Origin of the sequence: Bacillus sp. S10(2024) (assembly GCF_050473865.1) — a bacterium.
GTDB lineage: Bacteria > Bacillota > Bacilli > Bacillales > Bacillaceae_G > Bacillus_A.
The window spans coordinates 2,984,747-3,006,049 of the sequence record NZ_JBFLUR010000002.1 but is presented as its reverse complement, the minus strand read 5'-3'; the positions used below and the strand labels follow the sequence as shown (position 1 = coordinate 3,006,049).

The window sequence follows — 21,303 nt, the reverse complement described above, 5'->3', positions numbered from 1 at the left end:
AATAAACATTAAAGAGGAATGTATATGAAATCAAAAAATATTATGATTCTCGGTGTTATTTTTTCTGTTGCGGTACTTATTGTAATTGGGACGATCGTATATAGCCTTGTGAACGATAAGAAGGAAAAAGGAAAAGATACGTTTTTATATGGCTCGCAGCAATCTTTAGGAGAGGAAGATGCTCCGATTCATATTGTGGAATTTGGAGATTTTAAATGTCCAGCTTGTCGTACATGGGATGTAACTGTATTGCCACGCTTAAAGGAAGAGTATATTAATAAAGGAAAAGTTCAGCTGCATTTTATTAATTTTCCTTTTATCGGGAAAGACTCTGAACTAGGCGCAGCAGCTGGGGAAGCAGTTTTTAAGCAAGATCCAAAAGCTTTTTGGACATTTTATGATGAAATATATCAAAATCAAAAGAGTGAAAAAGAAGAGTGGATTACAGAGGATTTAGTAGTAGATATAGTAAAACAAAAGCTACCTACGATTGATATAGAGAAGTTTAAAAAGGATTTAAAGAGTAAGGAAATAAAAGATAAAGTACAGAAAGACTTTGACCTTGCGAAAAAGTTAAAAGTACAAGGTGCACCATCTATATATGTAAACGGTAATCTTGTTAATCCAGATTATGATAGTGTTAAAGCGGCAATTGATAAAGTTAAGAAAAAGTGATGAGATATTCATCACTTTTTCGACTTTTTTCGATAAAATTATTGCGCCTCCTTATATTACATGCTATAATTTTCAACATAAGTTAACAAATAATTAACATTTTCTTTATATTTGCGGGTGTAGTTTAGTGGTAAAACAAGAGCCTTCCAAGCTCTGGTCGAGAGTTCGATTCTCTTCACCCGCTCCAGAAATTATTTCGAATTATTATTGTGATCAACGCAGTGTTTCGTTTCTCAGATAAACGAGGCATTGCGTTTTTTTATGTTTTGAGTGCATGAATATATGTAAGAATAATAATGTGTAAAATGAAATGCATCTTATAAGGAGAGTAAATGTGGATTTTGAACAATTAAAACAAGATGTTATTGCGTATAGTAAAACAATTGGTATTGATAAAATAGGCTTTGCGAGTGCCACACCATTTGAGGAATTAAAGCAACGCCTTATTCAGCATCAACAATTAGGATACCTATCAGGTTTTGAAGAGCCAGATATAGAAAAGAGGACGAACCCGGAGTTATTATTACCAGGTGCAAAATCAATTATTGCCATTGCATTGGCGTATCCTTCGAAGTTAAAAAATGCACCGCAAAGCAAACGAGGAGAGAGACGAGGCATTTTTTGCCGTGCTTCTTGGGGACAAGATTATCATCTTGTTTTGCGTGATCGTTTAGAGAAGCTGGAGGCATATTTAATCGAACGCTTACCAAATATAGAAGTTAAATCGATGGTAGATACGGGAGAATTAAGCGACCGTGCTGTTTCAGAGCGAGCAGGCATTGGTTGGGGCGGAAAGAACTGTTCTATTATTACACCGGAATTTGGTTCGTACGTTTATTTGGGCGAGATGATTACAAATATTCCTTTTCCACCAGATACTCCAATTGAAGATCAATGCGGGAGCTGTACGAAGTGTATTGATGTTTGTCCGACAGGAGCGCTTGTCCAAGGAGGACAATTAAATTCTCAAAAATGTATTGCGTTCTTAACGCAAACGAAAGGATTTCTTCCGGAAGAATATCGAGATAAGATTGGAAATCGCATTTACGGATGTGACACGTGTCAAACTGTTTGTCCAAAAAATAAAGGGGTAGATTTTCATAATCATCCAGAAATGGAACCGGATCCTGAACTTGTAAAACCGCTATTAAAACCTCTTCTGACTATTAGCAATCGTGAATTTAAAGAAAAATATGGGATTATGTCTGGGTCGTGGCGCGGGAAAAAACCGTTACAGCGAAATGCAATCTTGGCACTGGCTCATTTTAAAGATGAAACGGCCATTCCAGATTTAATTGCTGTAATGAAAGAAGATCCTCGTCCTGTGATTCGCGGAACAGCAGCATGGGCACTAGGTAAAATTGGCGGAGAAGGTGTACAAGAGGCTATTGAAAAAGCGAAAGTACGGGAAAAGGATGAAGAAGTACTTCATGAGATGAATCGTGGTCTTGAACTGTTAGCTGAGAAAAAATAGCAGATTATCCCTCGGTCCCTCATATTGTAATAAGGGGAGGGGAGACTCTATGTCTATAAAACAGCATCTTCAACAGTGTCTACAAGGGCAATTGGATTATATAACAAATAAACGTATGAATGAAGCTGAAATTCCAGATGATATTGTTGACATGTTACACCGTAAAAAGAATCTCTTTACAAGGCGTAATGCGGAGATTATAAAAAGCAATGCTAACGTATCTTTTCTTAGACAGTTAAAAGGTGTAAACTACGATGAAGTAGATTATCAAATTCATTTTCAGTATTTTATTCGTCATCATCATTTATTTTATGTAGAGGAAGAACAAATGGAGAGGCGTTTACGATTAGAAGATGGATGTATCAAGCAAGATATCGCAATTGGAACGCCGATAGATGAACAGAAAGTTGGAACGTTAGAACGTGAAGTAACAAAGGGAAAAGGACAATATATTCCATACAGTTATAATCGCTTAGAGGCAGTGAAATATGCAGAGCGGTGGTGGGATGATCGGAATCCAGCTTATCAAAACTTCCAAGATAATTGCACAAATTTTATTTCTCAATGTCTGCATGCTGGTGAAACACCAATGAGTGGATATCCGAATATTCGCAGTGGATGGTGGCAGCAAAATCGCCAATGGAGCTGGAGCTGGGCGGTAGCTCATTCTTTTCATTGGTACTTATCAAGTGATTCTCTAGGGCTTCGAGCAAAGCAAGTTGAGAAGCCACAGGATTTAATGCTTGGAGATATCATTGTATATGATTTTGAAAATGATGGAAGATGGAATCATACGACAATTGTCGTGGCAAAAGATGCAAGTGGTATGCCTCTTGTAAATGCACATTCTGCCAATAGTCGCAGACGTTATTGGGATTATGAAGATTCAAGTAAGTATACACCGCAAATGAAATATAAGTTTTTTCATATTCTTGATAATGACTAGAGATTTTTTATCCAAGTGGTATAATACGTAGTAGAAAAAGATTGAGGTGAACATTGTGGGAATACATGTTGTTTTATATCAACCAGAAATTCCAGCGAATACAGGTAATATTGCGCGTAGTTGTGCAGCAACAGGTGCAGAATTACACTTAATTAGACCGCTTGGGTTTTCTACTGACGATAAAGCGTTAAAGCGTGCTGGATTAGATTATTGGGAGCACGTAAAAATTACGTATTATGACTCTATTGAGGAATTTTATGAGAAAAATGCAAATGGTGAGTTTTTCTACTTAACAAAGTATGGAGAGAAAGCACACACAACATTTGATTACAGCAACGTAGAAAAAGATTATTATTTCGTATTTGGAAGAGAAACAAATGGTCTTCCAGCAAATGTGATTGAACATAATTTTGATCATTGCTTACGCATTCCAATGACTGATAAAGTTCGTTCTTTAAACTTATCTAATACTGCAGCAATTTTAATTTATGAAGCATTACGTCAACAAAATTATCCAGGATTAGATGTAGAAATTGTTTATTAAAAGCCGTCTTATGACGGCTTTTTGTAGTTTTAAAATACAGTTTGATTACATAATACTAACAAACAAATTGTGAAAGGAATGCAATATAACAACTGACCAAAGCGATCCTGTCTTTTTAAATACTAGTCCAAAGAATATGCCGATGAGAAAAACATAGATATGACTCCAAAGGTCAAAGAATACGCCGTCATAGATCCAAATAGCGTAGTGTATGATTAGAAATAAAAATGAAGTGATTATGTTAGCCTTCCAAAAAGATAATCTTTTGTTAAGTTCTTGTAAAATGAAACCTCGGAATACAATTTCTTCAGTAATTCCAACCAACAGAATTCCATTCAGATAGTTATTTAAAGATAATTTAAATTTAAAAGGTTGATCATTTAAAATGGATGCTTCAAAAATAAAATAAAGACCTAGAAGTAGCAAAAGAAATGTTCCCCAAAACATACCTTTATTTACATCTTCCATTTTTAAATACTTAATTGGATTGGTGTGTAAGTAATACTTTATGTATAAGCAGACAGGGAATATCCACATGAGAATCTTAATGGATGCATTTAAAAATGTGGATGTAACTTCACTTAATGGCTCAATATACTGTACTAACCATAATTCTTTAAAAATCCAAACAAAGTTGAATATAAATAGATATATTAATAATATTTTCACATCATTTACTATCGGTTTACTTTCTGGTTGTAATTTTATTTCCATTATTACCCTCCCGAAATGTAGAAAACTAATATTGCAATCGCGAAAATTATACCACAATTTACCTATTATAATAATATGAAGCGAACCTACTTCTTTAGTTAGATATGAAATTCTTAATATGTAGGTTTTAATATTAACCTTTATTCTAAACCGACACTTTTTTGATAAGAAAATTAATATTTTTTTATAAATGCTTGTACCTGTTTCAAAAAATGATAAATTCCATTAAAATAGTATATATAAATATAACATAAGACAGGTTGCGATGCTGATGACGGAATTATTTACAAATAAGAAAAATGTAGTTACCCCTTTACAGGGAATAGATATGAGTTTAATTCAACAAGGATTGCTTCATGCCATTCAAGATTTCGTGTTTATTGTAAAAGTTGTAGATAATAGATGGTTTCAATATATATATGTAAATGAAAAAGGGCTACAACATTTGAATTTAGATACAAGTTATCATGGAAGGACAATTCAAGAATTATTGCCTCTAGATGTTGCTTATCTATTGCAAATACAATATGAAGAGGTTTTAAAAAATAAAAAGGCAAGTACTTTTCGTGATTATATGACTTTAGATACAGGAGAAATTTTGCATTATGAATCATTATTAAACCCGATATGTTCAATTAACGGTATATGCAAATATATAATTTGCATTACACGCAACATTACAGCGCAAATGCAGGAAAAGACAGAGATGCAGGAAAAGCAAATGTTATTCAAATCGTTATTAGAGTATAATGATGACGCAATTATGTCGCTTGATTTAACAGGAAGAATAATGTATGCAAACCCTGCAACATATAAGGTTTTTGGTCACGAATCTGCAGCGTTAAAAAATCAATCTATCTTTCAATATATTGAAGGAGAATATATAAATGAGTTTCAAAGCATGTTCAAAGAAACAGTGCAGGGCCATTCTACGCATGTTTTTGGACACAAATATGATCATAAAAATGGCTATGAATTGTATGTATCATTTCGCACGGTCCCCATCATTATTAATGGCGATATAATTGGTGTATACGTCATAGCGCGAGATGTTACGAAGCAAATATTAAATGAACAAAAAACAGAGTATTTAGCTTATTATGATCAATTAACAGGCCTATTGAATCGTATTGGATGCACAGAAATGTTAGCTCGTTTGTTTAAGGAGAAAAAGAAATTTACACTTATGTTTGTAGATTTAGACCACTTTCATTTCATTAATGACACATTTGGTCATGAAACTGGAGATAAAGTATTAAACAATGTAGCAAGACGATTAGAATCTCTTATTCCAAATGGGGCATATCTCTTCAGGGCACATGGTGATCAGTTTGTAATTGTAATAGAAAATACAGATAGAGAATATGCAGAAGAATTTGTTCAACTGTTGTTAAAAGAAATGGAGAAGCGTTTTGTGCTGAAGGAAGGAGAAGTATATTTAAGTGCTTCTATTGGGGTTGTCATGTCTCCTATAGATGGAGAAGATGAACAAACATTATTTAAACGTGTTGATGTAGCACTAGAATGTGCGAAAGAGCAAGGAAAAGGGAATTATAGTTTTTATTCTTGTAATCTTAGTGCGCAGCGTGAGAAACAACTCATTATTGAAAATCGATTATATCAAGCGATAGAACGAAATGAATTTATATTATATTATCAGCCGCAAGTTAACATTGTGACAGAAAAAATGGTCGGGATGGAAGCTTTACTTCGCTGGAGTAATAAAGAACTTGGAAATGTTTCACCAGGAGAGTTTATTCCAATTGCCGAAAAAACGGGATTTATTCTAAAAATTGACGAATGGGTATTATATGAAGTATGTAGACAAATACGTGAATGGCTGGATAAGGGAGTTACTCCTGTACCAATTGCAGTAAATATTTCAGCAAAGCATTTTTGCTCTTTGAAATTAATAGAGGTTATTACGGATGCTTTAATAACATACGATATTCCACCGCAGTTATTAACACTTGAAATTACAGAAGGAGCATTAATGCATAAAGAATTAACAGAGCAAGTGCTTCTTCGTTTGAAGGAAAAGAATTTGAACATTCATCTAGATGACTTTGGAACGGGATATTCGTCGCTCAGCTACTTAAAACGATATCCAATTGATACCTTAAAAATTGATCGTTCTTTTATGCAAGAAGTAGGTGCTGATGAAAAAGGCGCAAATATTACGACAGCTATTATTCATCTTGCTCATACGTTAGGCTTGAATGTCATTGCTGAAGGAGTAGAATATGCAGAACAGGTTCAATTTTTGAAAGAAAAAAATGCGCTAGTAGCCCAAGGCTATTATTTTAATAAACCTCTATCTGTAAGTGATTTGGAGAGATTATATTATGACAGGTAAAAAGTGATGAGCATGCTCATCACTTTTTCTCTCGCTATTCGTGGGCAGTAAGCCCTGAGAGAGAAGCGAAGAAGATAGGTGGATAATTGGCCCGTAAAAGCCCGATTGGTTCAACTAACCATTCGGAGGAAAAGCATCTCCGAATGGAAGTTTCACTTTATTTTGCTCTTGGTTTATCATTGTATCCTGATGTAAAAATAGCAGTAAGAAATGTGAGCATAACACCTAAAATTAATAAAAGCTTCATGAGCATAGCCCCCATTCATATTTATCTCTATCATTTTATATTATACCGAATTTTCTTTCAATTATGGTAATAAACTTTATAAAGTTTGTGCACGATTTCATTTTGATTCGTATGAATGTTTAAGGACATCCTCGCATACTTTTATAATAATCCGCTTGAACAAGGAGATGGGGGAGGAGCTATAATGGATATTTTAAAGAAAATCGAACAGCATCGGGAAGCAGAAGAGCGTTTAAAGTGGGAAGGGACATTTTCTGACTATTTAGAACTTCTGAAAGAAAGACCATGGGTGGCACAAACAGCGCATTCTCGTATTTATAATATGATAAAGGATGCTGGAATTGAGGAAGTAGACGGCAGAAGAAAATATAATTTTTTTAGTAATCAATTATTTGGATTAGAAGAAGCATTAGAGCGTCTTGTAGAAGAGTATTTTCATCCATCTGCAAAACGATTAGATGTAAGAAAACGCATTCTATTATTGATGGGACCAGTTAGTGGCGGGAAATCTACATTAGTTACGATGTTAAAGCGTGGATTAGAAGCATATTCACATACTGATCGCGGGTCTGTCTTTGCCATAAAAGGTTGCCCGATGCATGAGGATCCGCTACATCTGATTCCGCATCATTTACGTGATGACTTTTATGCAGAGTATGGAGTGCGGATTGAAGGGAATTTATCACCATTAAACCTAATGCGTCTAGAACAAGAGTACGGCGGTAGAATTGAAGATGTAATTGTCGAGCGTATTTTCTTCTCGGAAGATCGCAGAACAGGGATTGGAACATTTAGTCCATCTGATCCGAAATCACAAGATATTGCAGATTTAACAGGTAGTATTGATTTTTCTACTATTGCTGAATTTGGTTCAGAATCTGACCCGCGCGCTTACCGCTTTGACGGGGAGTTAAATAAAGCGAACCGCGGAATGATGGAATTTCAAGAAATGTTAAAATGTGATGAAAAATTTTTATGGCATTTATTATCACTAACGCAAGAAGGAAATTTTAAAGCAGGTCGATTTGCATTAATCTCTGCAGATGAGCTAATTGTTGCTCATACGAATGAAACAGAATATCGCTCCTTTATTTCTAATAAGAAAAATGAAGCACTTCATTCACGGATTATTGTAATGCCAATTCCATATAACTTACGCGTTAGTGAGGAAGAGCATATTTATGAGAAAATGATTCATGAAAGTGATGTTTCTGATGTGCATATTGCACCGCATACACTTCGCGTCGCAGCGATGTTTACCATTTTAACACGCTTAAAAGATCCGAAGCGACCAGACATCGATTTAATTAAGAAAATGCGTTTATATGATGGTGAAATGGTAGAAGGATACAATTCTATTGATGTAGAAGAATTGCAGCGGGAATACCAAGATGAAGGTATGAGTGGAATTGATCCGCGTTATGTGATTAACCGTATTTCTTCGACGATTATTCGTAAAGAAGTAGCATCGATTAATGCCTTAGATGTACTACGTTCTTTAAAGGATGGATTAGACCAACATCCATCTATTAGTAACGAAGATCGTGAACGCTACATGAATTTCATTTCATTAGCGCGTAAAGAGTACGATGAAATTGCGAAGAAAGAAGTACAAAAAGCGTTTGTATATTCATATGAAGAATCAGCGAAGACACTTATGGATAATTATTTAGATAACGTAGAAGCATATTGCAATAAGTCGAAACTGCGTGACCCATTAACGGGAGAAGAGATGAGCCCGGATGAAAAACTGATGCGTTCGATTGAAGAACAAATTGGTATTTCTGAAAACGCAAAGAAAGCGTTCCGTGAAGAAATTTTAATTCGTATCTCTGCATATGCTCGCAAAGGGAAACGATTTGATTATAATTCGCACGAACGTCTTCGCGAGGCCATCCAGAAGAAACTATTCGCTGATTTGAAAGACGTTGTCAAAATTACAACGTCAACGAAAACACCGGATGAGAATCAATTGAAGAAAATTAATGACGTTGTAGCAAGGTTAATTGATGAACATGGCTACAACTCAACATCTGCAAACGAATTACTTCGTTATGTAGGAAGTTTATTAAATCGATAATCATCATAGCAGAAAAGCTGTCTCTTACTTGAGGCAGTTTTTTTGTATAGTTTATGTTAAACCTGGCATGTGGCAACCACTTCTATGCACGTCCATACGCACTCGCCCTCCTTAAAAAGAAAGAGGTTTTTATAACGTTTTTAACTGGGTTTTATATATAGGCAGAGCTTGTCCACTATGAATAAATTAAAATGCAATCTTATGAATTTATTTGTCAATTATTTTCACAATCGGCATATGATAGAGTAACCAACCATTCATACAGAAAAAAGTCAACACAATACAATATGTTGCAGAGCCGTAAAGTGTGCAACAATGCATTGTGTTTCTTTCTTAATTATGAAGTGTATTTCTTCATTGTTTACTTTTTAACTAAGAAGCTCATGTTTTAGGATGTGTTTTCATGAAAGCATAAAAAAATGATGTAAGGAGGGAAAGGAATGACAGAAGAAAATCAATACAATTATACAATCTCACAGGAAAATTGGTCCCTCCATCGTAAAGGACACGATGATCAGCAACGTCATCAAGAAAAAGTACAAGAGGCAATAAAAAATAACTTACCAGACCTTGTTACAGAAGAAAGTATTATCATGTCCAATGGCAGGGATGTTGTAAAAATACCAATTCGTTCACTAGATGAATATAAAATTCGTTATAACTATGATAAAAATAAGCATGTTGGTCAAGGGACAGGTGATAGTAAAGTCGGTGATGTTGTAGCGAGAGATGGCTCTGGTCAAAAACAAAAAGGACCAGGAAAAGGGAAAGGCGCCGGGGACTCTGCAGGAGAAGACTACTACGAGGCAGAAGTATCGATTTTAGAGCTGGAGCAAGCATTTTTTAAAGAATTAGAGCTTCCTAATTTACAGCGAAAAGAAATAGATGAAAATCGCATTGAACATATTGAATTTAACGACATTCGCAAAATGGGCCTTTGGGGAAACATTGATAAAAAACGGACGATGATCTCTGCTTATAAACGGAATGCAATGAATGGGAATCCAGCCTTTCATCCAATTAAACGAGAAGATTTAAAATTCCGTACGTGGAACGAAGTCTTGAAACCAGAATCAAAAGCTGTTGTGTTAGCAATGATGGATACGAGCGGTTCGATGGGGATTTGGGAAAAATATATGGCTCGCAGCTTCTTCTTCTGGATGTCTCGTTTTTTACGTACAAAATATGAAACAGTTGATATTGAATTTATCGCACACCATACAGAAGCAAAAGTTGTTACGGAAGAAGAATTTTTCTCAAAAGGCGAAAGCGGCGGAACCATTTGTTCATCAGCATACAGAAAAGCATTAGAATTGATCGAAACAAAATATTCTCCAGAACGCTATAACATATATCCATTTCATTTCTCAGATGGAGATAATTTAACCTCTGATAATGCACGCTGCGTCAAACTGGTGCAGGAGTTGATGAAAGTATCTAACATGTTTGGGTATGGAGAGGTGAATCAATACAATCGCCACAGTACACTCATGTCAGCATATAAAAACGTAAAAGATGAGAAGTTTCGCTATTATATTTTAAAACAAAAAGCTGATGTTTTTCATGCGATGAAGAGCTTTTTCCGTGAAGAATCGAATGAAAAGATGGCTTGACCCCCTAAGTGTAGGGGGTTTTTGTTTGTAATTACTTAATTTTTTAATAAATTTTTGTAGCATGTTTGATTCACTGATTATTAATTAACAATTGAAATCCGGTTAATTGCATTTCAATAAAATTAAATTTTTTTACATTGGAAGCTCATATATATTTTTTCAATTAATTCCTTCTTCTTACTACAACACAGAATGTATTAAAATATATTTAAAACGGTTTATAAAGGAGGAATTAAAGTGAACATGTGTATCGAACAACTTAATAAGGAATTAGATTATCAAGAGCATATAAAAAAGATTATAGAATTATGGAATATGAATGCTATAGAAACAGCACAATGTGAATTAGACGAAAGCGATAGAATCGGTATTCGAGAGCAATTAGAACAATTTGTTCAATCAAAATATGGCGCTGTTTTTGTAGTAAGTGATGAAGGCTCAAATATGATTGGTTATGGAGTAGCTTCTATTAAACAAGATCTAGTTACCGATATGTTATATGGTCAAATTGATGAGGTTTATATAAGAGAAGAATATCGAAGAAAGCAAATCGCTAAAAATGTAGTAGAACATTTAATGAGATGGTTGAATCAAAAAGGTATTTCTTTCGTTCACGTGAATGTGGATGTAGATAATAAATTAGCTTTAGATTTTTGGGAGAATACAGGTTTTGAAAAGGAGTTTTTTCTTTTATCAAATAGTTAATTTCTATGTGAAACATGAATTGAAAGTTTCATGTGACGAAGAGCTTTTCCATGAAGAATCGCCCACTCAGTCTTTTTTAATTTTTAAGAAGAATTAAAAAAGACTGAGTAGAAAAACCTACTCAATCTTTTTTATACGATCAAATAATAAACCATCTGTTGTATGATTTTCTCCTATTACAAAATCTTTCATATAATAAGAAAGATATTCACCATATTTTGAATCTGTATTTAAAAGAAGTTCGTCTACAAAGTAACAGCCAAGTGGTAAATTGTCGAGTAAGAGGCTAGCAAGTGCACCGTAAACGCCGCATGCTACTTGGAAATAGGTTGCGTTTGTTCCATATTGTGTGTATACATGTTGGGTGGCTGTTGTATTGTACATATAGACTTCTTTGTCTCTATAAACAAGTAATACACCGATTAAATCTTCACCGAGGAGTTGTCCAGTTTCTGGATTTAATACGTGATGACTCCAGTTCCATAGTTCATCAATATTTTGTTGATTGTCATGAATTATTTGTGTCATATAATCATTAATACGATATAAAAAGCCGACCTCCATATCGTACAATTTTCCGAGATTGATTACTTCTTCATGCCCCATTAAACAACCGAAAAACTGTTTATCTCCTAACGTTACTTTAAATTCTTGTTCGTAAGCGGTGTTACATAAGAGAATCGGAGTTTGATGTTTCATAAAAAGAGGATAGTTTAAAATCGCTTCTTCTAAAAATCCAGCAGGCGACCATGTCGAGTATACGGTTTTTTCTTTTATAAGAGTTGGATCATGATAGAACGTTGTATCGTGTTCGACGATGAAACAAGCGAGGGGGATTTCCGTAGGGTTTTGCTTCATCAACTTAACTGCCATCCATTGGACGACGCCAGGGTTCATACCGGAACAAATAATGCCTGTCATTTGTGTGAAGGCAGGTTTATGCTTTTCAAAGAAATTTTGTCTTTCTAATAAACTGAACCGTTTGATATGCTCGTTTGCATCGATTGCGGGTGATTGCAATGCTGTATTAATATAATGTACATTAGCTTCGTTGCAGCATGTTAGCATTTCTACTGCATCTGCTAAGGAAGCATCAATGACTAGACTTGTCCCCGTTTTTTGTAGATGATTTCGAAATAATGTGTTATCGCTTAGATCAAACACATGGAATGTAAAGCTTTCGTATAATGCAGGATACATATTTTTAAAATAAGAACTTGGTTTTTGCTTCATATCAATTAAATGAATGGAACAGTTTTGCAATTGAGAATATAAAGGATTATTGGTATCTTTCACGGCATGATTTAATAGAGATAAAAATGCACGAGCAGCACCGCCGCTGCTTCCAAGTATAGTAAGAATAAATTGTTCTTCTTTCATGCTTTCCCTCCTATGTGATTAAGATATTCGATTCACATGAGAAAGGATTATTTGTTTGTCCATAAATGCATAAAAATCCACTGTCTATTTTCTTCATCAGTGGCGATAAAAAAATAGATATAAAAGCCCCCTTTCTTTTTAGAGGGCGAGAGCATCTAATCATGCATAGCAACGATTTATATGCTGAAAAATTAACATGGATTTCTATAGGTGGAGCGTGAAAAACTTCCAATATATATATAACTTTACTTTTTGTGTAAAATCTTGTATTATATAAATATACCATATATAAGTTTACTTTCAGGGGGAGGCTGTCACTATAGCTTTCTCCTGTTTTTTTTGGGGGCTGTAGTAAAAGCCCCTTTTTTAAAAGGTAAGATATTTGAAAATTAAGATAATGGAAAGGGAGGGGGCATATATATTAGGAAAAGAGCTGTTACCCTATTAATTAAGGAAAGGAGTTGAATGGGAAATAAAGAAAACTACCACTAATGAAAGTTTCACTTATGTCGAAAGGAGTGAAGCGTATGTTGTTTAACGTTCCAATTGAAACCATTTATTTATATGGGCTTATTATAACTGCAGCTATTGCCATTCTGTATTTGCTTTTCGGTGATATTTTAGAATCTCTTTTTAGCATATCAAGCGGAGCTACTTCGCCTTTTACACTGTTATTTAGCTTTCTTGCGATGCTATGTGGGTTTGGTTACATATTAGAATATATATTTCCTTGGAGTAGTATTGCTATTTTTGTTATTTCATTTTTCCTCGCACTTGTTGGTGTGATTACAATGAAAATGCTTGTTTTAGCACCAATTTCTAAAGCGGAGCAAAATACAATGCACCGTATGGAAGAATTTATTGGCTGCAAAGGAGAAGTGATTATCACGATTCCGAAAGAAGGATTCGGTGAGGTGTTGCTAGCTTCGCAATTTGGTAGCAATGCGATGCCAGCTAAAACGATAGGGAAAAAAGATATTTTACAAGGATCTTATGTCATTGTTGAAGGCGTGCAAGATGGTGTTTTACTTGTCCAAAATTTAGCGATTTCTTTAAAGAAACCAAAATAATGAGGAGGAGTTACTATGGTTCCATTAATTATTGGCGGTGTTTTGTTAGCGATATTGGCGATTTTGATTTTAGTCTTTATTACAAAATATCGTACTGTTGGGCCCGATGAAGCGTTAATTGTAACAGGAAGTGGTTTAGGAAGCGGGAAAAATGTTGTGACAACAGATGATGGAAAGAAGATTAAAATTATTCGCGGCGGCGGTACGTTTGTTGTGCCAATTATGCAACAGGCAGAACCTCTTAGCCTATTAAACTATAAGTTAGAAGTAGGAACACGTGATACATATACGAAGCAAGGTGTTCCGGTAACAGTAAATGGTGTTTCTATTATTAAGGTAGGTTCTACAATTGAGGAAGTATCAACGGCAGCAGAGCAATATTTAGGAAAAGAAACAGAAGAACTGAAAGTAGAAGCAAAGGAAGTATTAGAAGGACATTTACGGGCGATTCTTTCTTCTATGACAGTAGAAGATGCGTATAGTAACAGGGAACAGTTTGCCCAGAAAGTACATGAAGTTGCTTCCACTGATTTGAAGAAAATGGGGCTGCGTATCGTATCATTTACGATTAAAGAAATTAGTGATAAAAACGGATATTTAGATGCACTTGGCCAGCCGCAAATTGCAACTGTGAAACGTGATGCGCAAATTGCAAACGCAGAACGAGAAAAAGAAGCACGGATTGAAAAAGCTCGTGCTGAAAAAGAAGCAAAAGAAGCAGAGTATCAGCGTGATGCGCAAATTGCTGAAGCTGAGAAACATAAAGAATTAAAGGTGCAATCATACAAAAGGGAACAAGAACAAGCACGTGCTGATGCGGACCTTTCCTATGAATTACAGCAAGCGAAGGCTCAGCAAGGTGTAACAGAAGAGCAAATGCGAGTGAAAATTATTGAGCGTGAAAAACAAATTGAATTAGAAGAAAAAGAAATTGCTCGTCGTGAAAAGCAATACGATGCAGAAGTAAAGAAAAAAGCGGACGCTGATCGTTATGCAGTTGAACAAGCAGCCGAAGCAGAAAAAGTGAAACAAATAAAGAAAGCAGATGCTGATCAGTATAAAATTGAAGCAGAAGCAAAAGCGCGTGCAGAAGAAGTACGCGTTGAAGGTTTAGCAAAAGCAGAAGTACAAAAAGCACAAGGTACAGCAGAAGCGGATGTTATTAAACTAAAAGGTCTTGCGGAAGCGGAAGCAAAACAAAAAATTGCTGAGGCATTTGAATTATACGGTCAAGCAGCAATTATGGATATGGTATTGAAAATGTTACCAAGCTATGCAAAAGAGATTGCAAGTCCACTTAGTAATATCGACAAAATTACTGTTGTCGATACCGGCGGTGGTGGGAAAAATAGCGGTGCTGGTAAAGTTGCAGGTTATGCGACAGATTTAATGGCAACGATGCAAGAAACTTTGAAGGCTTCTTCAGGAATTGATTTAAAAGAGTTGTTAGAAAGTTTTGCTGGGAAAGGCGCAATGCAGCAAAGCGGAGAGATAAAGGCTGCTATTCCGAGTCCAGAAGAGAAAACGTCGGAAAATCATGAAAACCTCTAGAAATTTCTAGAGGTTTTTTGTAACTATTTAGCAGGAATTCCTGGGAATTGCTTTTGTTTCATATCAAATAAAGGAGAACACATATTATTCATATATAATATTATACGTTCTCCTTTATTATGTAAGCTGTTTATCCCGCTATTCGTGGGCAGTAATACTCCCCCCTCAAAGTTCAGCAAAAGCATTATCCAGCTCCAGTGGCTAGAATGTTCGGTGGGAGATAAACTGCTGGCATACGGCCGATTGGTGAGGGCTGATTAAAGTTTCACTTTATTGGAAAATGAGCAAGAAACTTATCTTCAAAATTACAGGCATAGCAGTAATTTATATATTGAAAAATTAAAATCAATTTGTATAAATAAAAGAATTTTTAAAATACGAGTTGATTTTCATAACAATGTTAGAATAGGTGAGAAATATAACATTGAAATGTAATGAGGAGAAAAGTTTAGATGAAAGATGTAATTGAAAATGTTTACAGCCCATGTCATGGAGTGATTGAAGAAATACTTGTTCAACAATCATCTTACGTATATGAGTGGGAAAAGTTATTTGTTATTAAAAAAAGCGATGGAACATTAGAAGAAGCCACAGTTGGCGTTAGCGGTAATATATTAGCTGTCGAAGTAACATTAGGCCAAGAAGTAAATGAGCAAACATTGTTGTGTAAATTAGAAGATGATTGGTTGATTACTGGCTGTGAATAATATAAGTAGATTATGAAAAACGACATCATATATAGGGATGTCGTTTTTTTTATGCAAGCTAAAAAACATAAAAACCCCTTTCTGTTAGAGGAGGACGAGAGCAACTGACCAAGCGTAGAAGCGGTCAGGACCCTTTTTCAGCTACGTTTTATTCTGTCTTACTAAGATGCCTGCAATATTAATTCCCTCATATGTTCTTATTTTACAAACGAAAATTATCAAAATATTAATAAAAAACATTTGTATATTGTTTTATAATGATATAATGTATAGAATTTAAAAAGGGTTTTATATATATTGATAAACAGAATAAGAGATGCGAATTTGTTTTTGAAAAAATAAAAGATAAGGAGTTGTTATGTATGAGAAGTTTATTGAAACGAATAGGCAGCATTAGTCTAACAAGGAAATTGTTTATATCTTTCCTTCTTATTTTAATCGTTCCTGGAGTTATTATTGGCGGTGTGTCATATCAAACAGCAAAAACAAATTTTGAACATCAAATCATTGCAAAAGCAAATGAAAATATTGATGTTTTAGATAACGTTATTACACAAAATTTAGAAGCAAAATCTGTGGATGTCGCTTACTTTGCAGATATCCTAACAGAGGATGCGTATAAAGATGGAAATATAGAAAACGTAAAAGTAAAATTCGCACAATATATAAAAATCCACCCGGAAGTAGAAGGGCTTTATATTGGCACACAAGACGGGATGTTTCTAAGAGAACCATTTGTACAAATGCCTGAAGGGTATAAAGCAACAGATCGACCATGGTATAAAGACGCTATGAAAGATGGTGATAAAGTAATTGTTACAGCACCATATGAGTCGTCTTCTACAAAAAATATGGTAGTAACAGTTGCGAAAAAGACGAAAGATGGAAAAGGTGTTGTTGGCGTTAACTTAAATCTTGAGAACATATTAAAAACGACAAAAATGTTTAAACTTGGAGAAAAAGGCTATGCAGTAATTTTAGATCAAAACAGACAAGTTGTCAGTCACCCAACTCGAAAAGGTGGTTCTAAAGTTACAGAAGCTTTCATTAACCCGGTTTATGAGAAAGATAAAGGGTATTTTTCATACAGTGATAAAGGAGACAATAAGATACTTACCTTCAATACAAATAGTAAAACAGGCTGGAAAGTCATTGGTGTTGTGTATGAAGATGAAATTATTAAGGCTGCTGAACCAGTATTCTTTAAAACGGTCATCGTAGTTGTAATCTCTATGTTGTTAGGTGCTATTCTTGTTTATTTCATCATTAAATCAATAACAAATCCATTAAGAAGGATTGTTACGTCTGCGCAAAAAATTAGCCAAGGCGATTTAACAGAAGAAATTGTAATCCATTCTAATGATGAGATTGGAAGATTAGGAGCTTCCTTTAATGAGATGTCAGCTTCTTTACGAGATGTGATTTCTAAAATGAGTAACTCAGCAGAGCATGTTGCTGCTTCGGCGGAAGAGTTAACTTCAAGTGTACGACAAGCAAATGAGGCGACAGATCAAATTACAATTGCGATGGAACAAGTATCTATTGGTGCTCAGTCACAAAGTCAAGGTGTTGAAGAAGGAGCAATACTATTACAACAAGTGAATACGGCTATTCACAATGTAACAGATAGTTCACAAGCTATTTCAGATTCTTCAGCGTATGCAAGACAGAAGGCAGAAGAGGGCGGGAAATTAGTACAGCAAACAGCGACGCAAATGCAATCTATTCACCAGTCTGTTTCGCAATCGGATACGATTATTAAACTATTGGATGAAAAGTCAAAACAAATTGGTGCCATTTTAGAAGTGATTCAAAATATTGCACAGCAAACAAACTTATTAGCTTTAAATGCAGCAATTGAAGCAGCGAGAGCTGGGGAACAAGGTCGTGGATTTGCAATTGTAGCAGAAGAAGTTAGAAAGTTAGCAGAGCAATCAGGAGAGTCATCAGGAGAAATTGCAAAATTGATTACAGAGATTAAAGATGACATAGAGTGTACCGTACAATCTATGGATGAAGTAAAAGTAGAAGTACAATCTGGTCTTGAAGCTGTTGATGAAACGAAAACAAATTTTGCAGAAATATTAAAAGTTACAAATGATATCGTATCTCAAATTAATAATATGGCAAAAACGGCAAAACATATGTCGAAAGATGCAAAGGAAGTTACGAATGCAATTGATGAGATTGCAGCAACAGCAGAAACAAATACAGCAAGTATGCAAAACGTCGCTGCTTCTTCAGAAGAACAAGTGAATTCTATGGAAGAAATCAGTTCTTCTGCTCACAATTTAGCGAAAATGGCAGAAGAATTGCAACTTATGATTGAAAAATTTAAAGTGTAATACGTGAGAAATAAGTAAGGCATTTTATTGCCTTACTTATTTTTTTGTTTATATTTAAATTGAAAAAACGGCATTAAAACCTCTTTCTTTTTAGGGGAACGGGAGCAGCCGGCCATGCATGGAAGCGATCAGGGTCTTTTTCTGCCATGTGCGAGGTTTTAAAAATCGGAGGGGCATGATCTATTTTGCATAGCAGCGACTTATATGTCGCAAGATTAAAATGGATATATAGATTTTTTATGTATTTTTGTTATCATTTTTGATAATATAATCATAAGGTACAATAAAAGGGAGTAGGTCTTAATATATGAAAGAAAAAAAGCTTGATATCCTGTTTCATCCGATTCGTTTTCAACTGATTCAAGAGTTTATCGGGGGAGAGAAATTAACAGCCAAGCAGCTTGCGAAAAAGTTACCGCATATTCCACAAGCGACGTTATATCGCCATTTAGAAAAACTAACGACAGCACATATATTACAAGTTGCTCAGGAAACGCAAATACGAGGAACGGTTGAAAAGTTATATGCCTTGAATCACAGTATGGCTAGTGTTTCACAAAAGGATTTGCAAGACGTAACGAAAGAAGAGCATATGCAGTATTTTATGATGTTTACTACCCAAATTATGGCAAGTTTTAAAGATTACTTGCAGCAAGATCATGTTGATTTTGAAAAAGATGGAGTCGGGTATCGGCAGGCAAGTTTTTATATGAGTGATGAGGAGTTTAAAGAGTTTGCACAGGAAATGAGTGGAGTATTTTTAAAAGCAATGGAGCGTAAACCATCTCCAGGGCGAAAGCGAAGAACGATTTCAACAATTATTATTCCTGAAAGAAATAAGAAGGGAGAATAAACAATATGGGGAAAGAATTGTTCGTTACAGTTGAAAGTACAGTTTCACTTCAAGGAACGCTAACAATTCCAGTACATGATGCAGCAACATATCCAGCTATTTTACTCATTGGTGGAACGGGAAAGGGAGACCGGGATGGAAATGTTCGCGGTTTAAAATTAAATATGTATAAAGATTTAGCGGATTATTTTACTTCATTAGGATTTGCGACTTTGCGTTATGATAAGCGTGGTGTGCATAAAAGTGAAGGCGACTATTATGAAACAGGTGTGACAGATTTAATTGATGATGGCGTTGCTTGTGTACGTTTTTTAAAGGAGCATCCGCAAATTGATCCGAAGCGAATCGTCATTGTAGGTCATAGTGAAGGAGCTTTACTTGCGCCAGCTATTTATGTAAGAGAATCAGTGGCTAACTTAATTTTACTTAGCGGCGCGGGTGAACCTTCAAAAACATTACTGCCAAAACAAATGAAAATGGTAGTAAAAGAATTAGAAGCAGCATCTGGATTTCGAGGATGGCTATATCGCTTTTTAAAACTTCCAAAGCGTATTCAGAAACAAAATGAAGCACAGATGGAAAAAATACAGCAATCATCAAAGCCTGTTGTGCGAATCAAAGGGGTAAAGGTAAATGCAAAGTGGATACGTGAACAATTTCAATACAATGTCGTAGAGTATTTAGAGAGAGTAGAATGTCCTGTTTTAGCGATTACTGGAGATAAGGATATACAAGTGCCCCCAGAGCAGGCAAGGGATATTGCGGGATATGTAGCAGGCGAAGCGGAGTGGCATATCATTCCTAATATGAACCATATTTTACGGGAAGTTGATAAAAACCATACAATGCTAGGGCTAATGAAAGAATATAAAGGACTTGTAAATAAAGGGATTCAAGAGGAATTATTGAATGTTATGAAGGAATGGTTGGCAAAGTATAACCTTCCATAAGGAAAAAGAATGAATAAAAAGCAGATGCTTATTAAAGTAAAACCTCACACAATAGAATGTGTGAGGTTTTACTTTAAGTATATAAATACAAGTTTAAAAAACTTCTTTTTTTAGGTGGACGAGAGTATCTGACCACCCATAGAAACGGTCAGCCCCTGTTCCTACCACATGCAAGGTTTAGAACAAAAGGAGAAAACTTTTAAAAATAATGTCTTTCTAGTTAGAAAATTGCGATATTAATGAAGTCTTTCTATAATTATAAATGAACTTTCATAATTAGAAAGAAGGAAATAGATATGAGAAGGACACTTGTAATCAGTGATATTCATGGTGAACTAGAGAGGTTCGAAAAATTATTGAAAAAAGTAGAGTACAATCCAAAAGAGGATCAACTCATTTTGCTAGGAGATTATGTAGATCGTGGTCTGAATGCGAAAGAAGTAATTGAAAAAGTGAAGCAATTAAAAGAAGCTGGAGCGTTAGTTTTAAAAGGGAATCATGAGGATATGATGTTAAAAGCTTTAACGACAGAGGAAGAAAAGTTTTGGAATCATTGGGTAAAGAGAAATGGAGGCAATCAAACGTTACATAGCTACGGCTTTTCAGAAAGTGAGATTGCTGTAAGTGAAGAGGAATTTATAAAACCACAGTTACATTCTGAAGTGTTAGAACAACATATCAAATTCATAAAAGAACTAGATCATTATATTGAAACAGATGAGTATATCTTTGTTCATGGGGGTGTACAACCGATGACACCTGTTTCTGAAACAGATGCGCATACATTGATGTGGATTAGAAATGAGTTTCATAATGGATACAACGGTGAGAAAATGGTTGTATTTGGGCATACAGAAACGAAAATTCTTCACGAAGATAACGAGAATTTCGGCGTGTATTTTGGCGAAAATCGTATCATTGGCATTGATGGAGGCGCTGTATACGGCGGTCAACTGAACTGTTTAGAATTACCAAGTCAAAAAGTATATTCAGTGAAATAAGAAAAATTCCTCTATACAGACGAGCTGATGTAGAGGAAAAGAAGAGATAAGGGATCAAAACGATGATGAAACCTTATCTCTTTTTTTTGCTA

The 21,303-nt window shown here is 35.0% G+C and carries 17 protein-coding genes and 1 tRNA gene; 16 read left to right on the top strand and 2 right to left on the bottom strand.

Going from position 1 to position 21,303, the window contains the following annotated elements; translation table 11 throughout:
* Positions 1–24: 24 nt before the first annotated feature.
* The 5 genes from AB1280_RS15280 (at position 25) to trmL (ending at position 3,639) form a co-directional block, all read left to right on the top strand.
* Positions 25–675: a DsbA family protein gene (locus AB1280_RS15280; protein WP_272191531.1), complete on the top strand. Its 651-nt coding sequence runs from the start codon at positions 25–27 to the stop codon at positions 673–675.
* A gap of 113 nt (positions 676–788) precedes the next feature.
* Positions 789–862: transfer RNA gene (locus tag AB1280_RS15275), tRNA-Gly, on the top strand.
* 147 nt (positions 863–1,009) lie between these two features.
* A complete protein-coding gene (gene queG, locus AB1280_RS15270; RefSeq protein ID WP_272191532.1) occupies positions 1,010–2,149 on the top strand; it encodes a tRNA epoxyqueuosine(34) reductase QueG in 1,140 nt (379 codons plus the stop codon).
* Positions 2,150–2,198: 49 nt separating this feature from the next.
* Positions 2,199–3,095, top strand: coding sequence for an amidase domain-containing protein (locus AB1280_RS15265; protein WP_272191534.1), 897 nt, complete (start codon positions 2,199–2,201; stop codon positions 3,093–3,095).
* A gap of 55 nt (positions 3,096–3,150) precedes the next feature.
* Positions 3,151–3,639, top strand: a complete 489-nt coding sequence (gene trmL / locus AB1280_RS15260) for a tRNA (uridine(34)/cytosine(34)/5-carboxymethylaminomethyluridine(34)-2'-O)-methyltransferase TrmL (protein WP_272191535.1) — start codon at positions 3,151–3,153, stop codon at positions 3,637–3,639.
* Between the two features lie 45 nt (positions 3,640–3,684).
* Here the strand turns inward: trmL and AB1280_RS15255 are convergent, their stop codons facing one another.
* A complete protein-coding gene (locus AB1280_RS15255) occupies positions 3,685–4,353 on the bottom strand; it encodes a CPBP family intramembrane glutamic endopeptidase (protein WP_429756353.1) in 669 nt (222 codons plus the stop codon).
* Positions 4,354–4,624: 271 nt separating this feature from the next.
* Here AB1280_RS15255 and AB1280_RS15250 point away from each other — a divergent pair, with 271 nt between their 5' ends.
* From AB1280_RS15250 to AB1280_RS15235, 4 genes are all read left to right on the top strand, one after another.
* On the top strand, positions 4,625–6,709 hold the full coding sequence (locus AB1280_RS15250) for an EAL domain-containing protein (protein ID WP_429756352.1): 2,085 nt from the start codon (positions 4,625–4,627) through the stop codon (positions 6,707–6,709).
* A 431-nt stretch (positions 6,710–7,140) separates the two neighbouring features.
* Positions 7,141–9,036 (top strand): PrkA family serine protein kinase, encoded by a 1,896-nt coding sequence (locus AB1280_RS15245; RefSeq protein ID WP_429756351.1) that lies wholly within the window; start codon positions 7,141–7,143, stop codon positions 9,034–9,036.
* Positions 9,037–9,476: 440 nt separating this feature from the next.
* On the top strand, positions 9,477–10,649 hold the full coding sequence (yhbH, locus tag AB1280_RS15240; RefSeq protein WP_429756350.1) for a sporulation protein YhbH: 1,173 nt from the start codon (positions 9,477–9,479) through the stop codon (positions 10,647–10,649).
* A 243-nt stretch (positions 10,650–10,892) separates the two neighbouring features.
* On the top strand, positions 10,893–11,354 hold the full coding sequence (locus AB1280_RS15235) for a GNAT family N-acetyltransferase (RefSeq protein WP_429757351.1): 462 nt from the start codon (positions 10,893–10,895) through the stop codon (positions 11,352–11,354).
* A 117-nt stretch (positions 11,355–11,471) separates the two neighbouring features.
* Here AB1280_RS15235 and AB1280_RS15230 read toward each other — a convergent pair whose 3' ends face one another.
* The gene (locus tag AB1280_RS15230) at positions 11,472–12,734 is read right to left on the bottom strand and encodes an S-adenosylmethionine decarboxylase related protein (protein ID WP_429756349.1); all 1,263 of its coding nucleotides are present in this window, start codon (positions 12,732–12,734) and stop codon (positions 11,472–11,474) included.
* 527 nt (positions 12,735–13,261) lie between these two features.
* Between AB1280_RS15230 and AB1280_RS15225 the strand changes: the two genes are divergently transcribed.
* The 7 genes from AB1280_RS15225 to AB1280_RS15195 all read left to right on the top strand — a co-directional run bounded on the left by AB1280_RS15225 (position 13,262) and on the right by AB1280_RS15195 (position 21,211).
* Positions 13,262–13,804 (top strand): phosphate ABC transporter permease, encoded by a 543-nt coding sequence (locus AB1280_RS15225; protein WP_429756348.1) that lies wholly within the window; start codon positions 13,262–13,264, stop codon positions 13,802–13,804.
* Between the two features lie 15 nt (positions 13,805–13,819).
* Positions 13,820–15,355 carry a flotillin family protein gene (locus tag AB1280_RS15220; RefSeq protein WP_272191542.1) on the top strand — a complete coding sequence of 512 codons (1,536 nt, stop codon included), beginning with the start codon at positions 13,820–13,822 and terminating at the stop codon, positions 15,353–15,355.
* Between the two features lie 452 nt (positions 15,356–15,807).
* Positions 15,808–16,062, top strand: a complete 255-nt coding sequence (locus AB1280_RS15215; RefSeq protein ID WP_272191543.1) for a hypothetical protein — start codon at positions 15,808–15,810, stop codon at positions 16,060–16,062.
* 362 nt (positions 16,063–16,424) lie between these two features.
* Positions 16,425–18,407: a methyl-accepting chemotaxis protein gene (locus AB1280_RS15210; RefSeq protein ID WP_429756347.1), complete on the top strand. Its 1,983-nt coding sequence runs from the start codon at positions 16,425–16,427 to the stop codon at positions 18,405–18,407.
* Positions 18,408–18,714: 307 nt separating this feature from the next.
* A complete protein-coding gene (locus AB1280_RS15205; RefSeq protein ID WP_272191545.1) occupies positions 18,715–19,260 on the top strand; it encodes a helix-turn-helix domain-containing protein in 546 nt (181 codons plus the stop codon).
* Between the two features lie 5 nt (positions 19,261–19,265).
* Entirely contained in the window at positions 19,266–20,210 is a 945-nt protein-coding gene (locus AB1280_RS15200) for an alpha/beta hydrolase family protein (RefSeq protein ID WP_429756346.1), read from the top strand.
* Positions 20,211–20,506: 296 nt separating this feature from the next.
* Positions 20,507–21,211 carry a metallophosphoesterase family protein gene (locus tag AB1280_RS15195; protein WP_429756345.1) on the top strand — a complete coding sequence of 235 codons (705 nt, stop codon included), beginning with the start codon at positions 20,507–20,509 and terminating at the stop codon, positions 21,209–21,211.
* Positions 21,212–21,303 lie beyond the last annotated feature (92 nt).

What these genes read in the sequence shown, in the direction of transcription:
- AB1280_RS15225 (WP_429756348.1), top strand. Translation starts at nt 13,262, where the DNA reads ATGTTGTTTAACGTTCCAATTGAAACCATTTATTTATATGGGCTTATT.
- AB1280_RS15205 (WP_272191545.1), top strand. Translation starts at nt 18,715, where the DNA reads ATGAAAGAAAAAAAGCTTGATATCCTGTTTCATCCGATTCGTTTTCAA.
- AB1280_RS15280 (WP_272191531.1), top strand. Translation starts at nt 25, where the DNA reads ATGAAATCAAAAAATATTATGATTCTCGGTGTTATTTTTTCTGTTGCG.
- AB1280_RS15215 (WP_272191543.1), top strand. Translation starts at nt 15,808, where the DNA reads ATGAAAGATGTAATTGAAAATGTTTACAGCCCATGTCATGGAGTGATT.
- AB1280_RS15235 (WP_429757351.1), top strand. Translation starts at nt 10,893, where the DNA reads ATGTGTATCGAACAACTTAATAAGGAATTAGATTATCAAGAGCATATA.
- yhbH (WP_429756350.1), top strand. Translation starts at nt 9,477, where the DNA reads ATGACAGAAGAAAATCAATACAATTATACAATCTCACAGGAAAATTGG.
- AB1280_RS15265 (WP_272191534.1), top strand. Translation starts at nt 2,199, where the DNA reads ATGTCTATAAAACAGCATCTTCAACAGTGTCTACAAGGGCAATTGGAT.
- AB1280_RS15200 (WP_429756346.1), top strand. Translation starts at nt 19,266, where the DNA reads ATGGGGAAAGAATTGTTCGTTACAGTTGAAAGTACAGTTTCACTTCAA.
- AB1280_RS15220 (WP_272191542.1), top strand. Translation starts at nt 13,820, where the DNA reads ATGGTTCCATTAATTATTGGCGGTGTTTTGTTAGCGATATTGGCGATT.
- AB1280_RS15210 (WP_429756347.1), top strand. Translation starts at nt 16,425, where the DNA reads ATGAGAAGTTTATTGAAACGAATAGGCAGCATTAGTCTAACAAGGAAA.
- AB1280_RS15245 (WP_429756351.1), top strand. Translation starts at nt 7,141, where the DNA reads ATGGATATTTTAAAGAAAATCGAACAGCATCGGGAAGCAGAAGAGCGT.
- AB1280_RS15195 (WP_429756345.1), top strand. Translation starts at nt 20,507, where the DNA reads ATGAGAAGGACACTTGTAATCAGTGATATTCATGGTGAACTAGAGAGG.
- AB1280_RS15230 (WP_429756349.1), bottom strand. Translation starts at nt 12,734, where the DNA reads ATGAAAGAAGAACAATTTATTCTTACTATACTTGGAAGCAGCGGCGGT.
- AB1280_RS15250 (WP_429756352.1), top strand. Translation starts at nt 4,625, where the DNA reads ATGACGGAATTATTTACAAATAAGAAAAATGTAGTTACCCCTTTACAG.
- AB1280_RS15255 (WP_429756353.1), bottom strand. Translation starts at nt 4,353, where the DNA reads ATGGAAATAAAATTACAACCAGAAAGTAAACCGATAGTAAATGATGTG.